We start from the raw sequence: 3,480 nt of genomic DNA, 5'->3' as shown, positions 1-3,480 counted from the left end.
CCCGCCGACGCCGGCGGGCGTCCAGCACACCCTGCCGGAGCATCCACGCGCGGTGTTCGGCGATCGCGTCCACGATCTCGTCGACGCCCTCCGCACGGGAGGCGACGGTCCTGACCACCGGCGGCTGCCACCGCTGGTCGCTGACCGGCCCGGCCAGGGCGATCATGTGTTTGAGCTCCCGGTAGGTGTGCTCCGCGCCGTCCCGGTCGGCCTTGTTGACCACGAACACGTCGGCGATCTCCAGGATGCCGGCCTTGGCCGCCTGGACGCCGTCGCCCATCCCCGGCGCCAGCAGTACCAGCGTGGTGTCGGCCAGCGAGGCGATGTCGACCTCGGCCTGGCCCACCCCCACCGTCTCGACGAGCACCACGTCGAAGCCGGCCGCGTCCAGCACGCGCAGCGCCTGCGGGGTCGCCCAGGACAGGCCACCGAGATGCCCGCGGGAGGCCAGCGAGCGGATGTAGACGCCGGGGTCGGTGGCGTGCTGCTGCATGCGCACCCGGTCCCCGAGCAGCGCGCCGCCGCTGAACGGGGACGACGGGTCGATGGCCAGGACCCCGACCCGCAGGCCACGGGCGCGGAACGCGCCGACAAGAGCGGACGTCGAGGTCGACTTGCCCACCCCGGGGGAACCGGTGAGGCCGATCACCTGCGCCCGCCCGGCGCGTGGCGCCAGCAGTGCCATGATCTCCCGCAGCTGCGGGGAGGCGTCCTCCACCAGGGAGATCAGCCGGGCGAGCGCCCGTGGGGAGCCGGCGACGGCGGCGTCCACCAGGTCGGCCGGGGCTGCGGAGCGCGTCCGGACCGGCCCGGGCGCCGGGAGCGCCACCGGGGTCGAGCTCACGCCGGGACGCGCAGCACGAGCGCGTCGCCCTGGCCACCGCCGCCGCACAGGCCGGCGGCACCGATACCGCCGCCCCGGCGACGCAGCTCGTAGGCGAGCGTGAGGGCGATCCGGGTACCGGACATGCCGACCGGGTGCCCGAGCGCTATCGCGCCCCCGTTGACGTTGGTGACGTCCGGGCCGATACCAAGGTCGCGCATGGACTGGATGCCCACCGCGGCGAACGCCTCGTTGATCTCGTAGAGGTCCACGTCCGCCGGGGTCAGCCCCTCCTTGCGCAGCGCCGCCAGGATCGCGTTCGACGGCTGGGAGTGCAGGGACGGGTCCGGACCAGCGACGAAACCGTGGTGGCCGACCTCGGCGAGCACCGGCAGGCCGAGCTCGGCCGCCTTGGCCCGGCTGGTGACCACGACGGCCGCGGCGCCGTCGGAGATCTGCGACGCCGAACCGGCCGTGATCGTGCCGTCGGCGGCGAAGGCGGGACGCAGCTTCGCCAGCGAGTCGGCGGTGGTCTCACCGCGAACGCCCTCGTCCTGGCTGATCAGTATCGGGTCGCCGCGACGCTGCGGCACCTCGACCGGGACGATCTCCTCGTCGAACAGGCCGTTCTTGATCGCGGCGGCGGCACGCTGGTGCGACCGGGCGGAGAACTCGTCCTGTTCGGCCCGGCCGATACCCCGCACCGAGTTGCCCCGCTCGGTGCCCTCCCCCATCGCCACCTGGTCGAACGCGCAGGTCAGAGCGTCGTATGCGGTTGCGTCCACCAGCTCGGCGCTGCCGTAGCGGACGCCCGCGCGCAGGGACCGCAACAGGTGCGGGCCGTGTGTCATCGACTCCATCCCACCGGCGACGACGATGTCGAACTCGCCGCTGGCGATGTAGGTGTCGGCCAGCGCGATCGCGTCCAGGCCGGAAAGGCAGACCTTGTTCACGGTGAGCGCGGGAACGCTCAGCGGGATTCCGCCCCTGGCCGCCGCCTGCCGGGAGGTGATCTGGCCCTGACCCGCCTGGATCACATGCCCAACGATCACGTAATCGACCTGGTCGCCACTGATCCCGGCCCGTGACAACGCGGCTTTGATCGCGAACCCACCCAGCTCGACGGCGGAGAAGTTCTTCAGCGAACCGGACAGTTTGCCGATCGGCGTCCGCGCGCCGGCCACGATGACGGAACCAGGCATGAGTGGGCCTCCCGCAGGTACGACAGCGTCTTTGGTAACCATAACGTGATCATGACCAACATGCCGGGCCAGCAGGGGCAACCCGCGTATCCGCGCCGGTGGCGGTCAGGTGTGGCAGCATCCCGGAACGATCCCAGGAGGATGGGCCGGCATGTCGGCGAGACTTCCGCGCTCCCCACATCTCCTTCCTCCACGCCACCGCGACGATCACGGTAATCATAATGATCATGAAAATCCTGGCAGCCGCAACGACCACGAAAGAGAGACAGAGATCGCGATGTTCACCAGAATCGACCATGTCGGCATCGCCGTCCGTGACCTGGAGAAGTCCATCTCCTGGTATGAGACGACGTTCGGCCTCACGGTAGCGTCCCAGGAGATCAACGAGGAACAGGGGGTGCGTGAAGCCATGCTGTTCGTCGCCGACGGCCCCGCGGGCAGCTCCTACGTACAGCTGCTGGAGCCGATCCGACCGGACTCGCCGGTCGGCAAGTTCCTCGCCCGCAACGGCGAGGGAGTCCATCACATCGGCTACGGCGTCGACGATGTCGAGAATGCGCTGGCCTCGATCGGCGCCACGGGGGTCCGACTGGTCGACAAACGACCCCGGCACGGCTCCATGGGCGCCAGTATCGCCTTCCTACACCCGAAGGACACCGGCGGCGTCCTCACCGAACTGGTCCAGGCCACCAGACGCTGATCCCCCACACCGGCCAGCCGGTGGCCTCACCTGGTGGCCCCGACCGGCGAACTGGCGACTCCAGATGATGGCCCCGACCAGCGGATCTCGCGGGCCCTTCCCCGGCGGCCTCCCGCCGACCAGCGCCGCAGCTCCCGTTGTCGACCATCACTGGTGTCAGCCGTCACCAGATGACCGAAAATCCCGAAAACGACGGCCGAGTGATCCGAGAACCACCGACAACGACCCTCACGGAACAAAATACCCCGGAAGGGCCTGAAGGATGTGGATCCGCCGCTGTTCGGACAGCACCGGATCCACATCCTTTTTCGCCCACCACCACCGCCCACATTTTTCCCGCCGCCACCGTCCCCGGATTTCCGCAAAGCGAACACACCCCAAGATCCTTACCTTTCCGGATCATCACCAGATGATCCGGAAAGCACCCTCGACGACCAACCCCAGAGGGTAGGGGTCCCCGGATTTCCGCAAAGCGGAAATCCGGGGCTAAACCCCGCAGCCGGCGGTGAAGGGCGACGCGGTCGTGTTCAGGTCCACCGTTGAGGACGTGGGTGAGCCGACCGTCTGGAAGCTCTCGCCGGACAGACGCCACGTCGTGTACGTGACCGAGTACGTCCGGTCGCTGGCGGCATTGCCGGTAGCGTTGCCGCCGGCGACGACCACGGTCCCGGGTGTTGGGCCGTCGCAGGTGAAGCCGTCACCGTGGGTGCCCGAGAGACCTGCCGACAGCGGCAGTGGCGGCCCGCTCACCTGCC

4 protein-coding genes (1 of these 4 only partly in view) are annotated in these 3,480 nt (G+C 69.5%); 1 reads left to right on the top strand and 3 read right to left on the bottom strand.

From position 1 onward, the window contains the following. Both meaB and FrCorBMG51_RS03620 read right to left on the bottom strand, forming a co-directional pair. On the bottom strand, nucleotides 1–718 hold the 5' portion of the coding sequence (gene meaB / locus FrCorBMG51_RS03625) for a methylmalonyl Co-A mutase-associated GTPase MeaB (RefSeq protein WP_476742098.1). 164 nt of this gene lie to the left of the window's left edge; 718 of the gene's 882 nt are visible here — the first part of the coding sequence; its start codon is at nucleotides 716–718; its stop codon lies off the left edge, out of view. Between the two features lie 122 nt (nucleotides 719–840). After that, nucleotides 841–2,025, bottom strand: a complete 1,185-nt coding sequence (locus FrCorBMG51_RS03620) for an acetyl-CoA C-acetyltransferase (protein WP_047221649.1) — start codon at nucleotides 2,023–2,025, stop codon at nucleotides 841–843. Nucleotides 2,026–2,302: 277 nt separating this feature from the next. Here FrCorBMG51_RS03620 and mce point away from each other — a divergent pair, with 277 nt between their 5' ends. Then, on the top strand, nucleotides 2,303–2,725 hold the full coding sequence (mce, locus tag FrCorBMG51_RS03615) for a methylmalonyl-CoA epimerase (protein ID WP_047221648.1): 423 nt from the start codon (nucleotides 2,303–2,305) through the stop codon (nucleotides 2,723–2,725). Nucleotides 2,726–3,211: 486 nt separating this feature from the next. Here mce and FrCorBMG51_RS03610 read toward each other — a convergent pair. Beyond that, a partial coding sequence (locus tag FrCorBMG51_RS03610; RefSeq protein ID WP_235433279.1) for a hypothetical protein occupies nucleotides 3,212–3,480 on the bottom strand: 269 nt, incomplete at its 5' end.

Source organism: Protofrankia coriariae, assembly GCF_001017755.1.
GTDB classification, from domain to species: domain Bacteria; phylum Actinomycetota; class Actinomycetes; order Frankiales; family Frankiaceae; genus Protofrankia; species Protofrankia coriariae.
The sequence above is the reverse complement of the archived record's forward strand: the minus strand, read 5'-3'. Positions and strand labels throughout refer to the sequence as shown.

Coding starts and splice junctions, on each gene's coding strand:
- FrCorBMG51_RS03620 (WP_047221649.1), bottom strand. CDS start 2,025: ATGCCTGGTTCCGTCATCGTGGCCGGCGCGCGGACGCCGATCGGCAAA.
- mce (WP_047221648.1), top strand. CDS start 2,303: ATGTTCACCAGAATCGACCATGTCGGCATCGCCGTCCGTGACCTGGAG.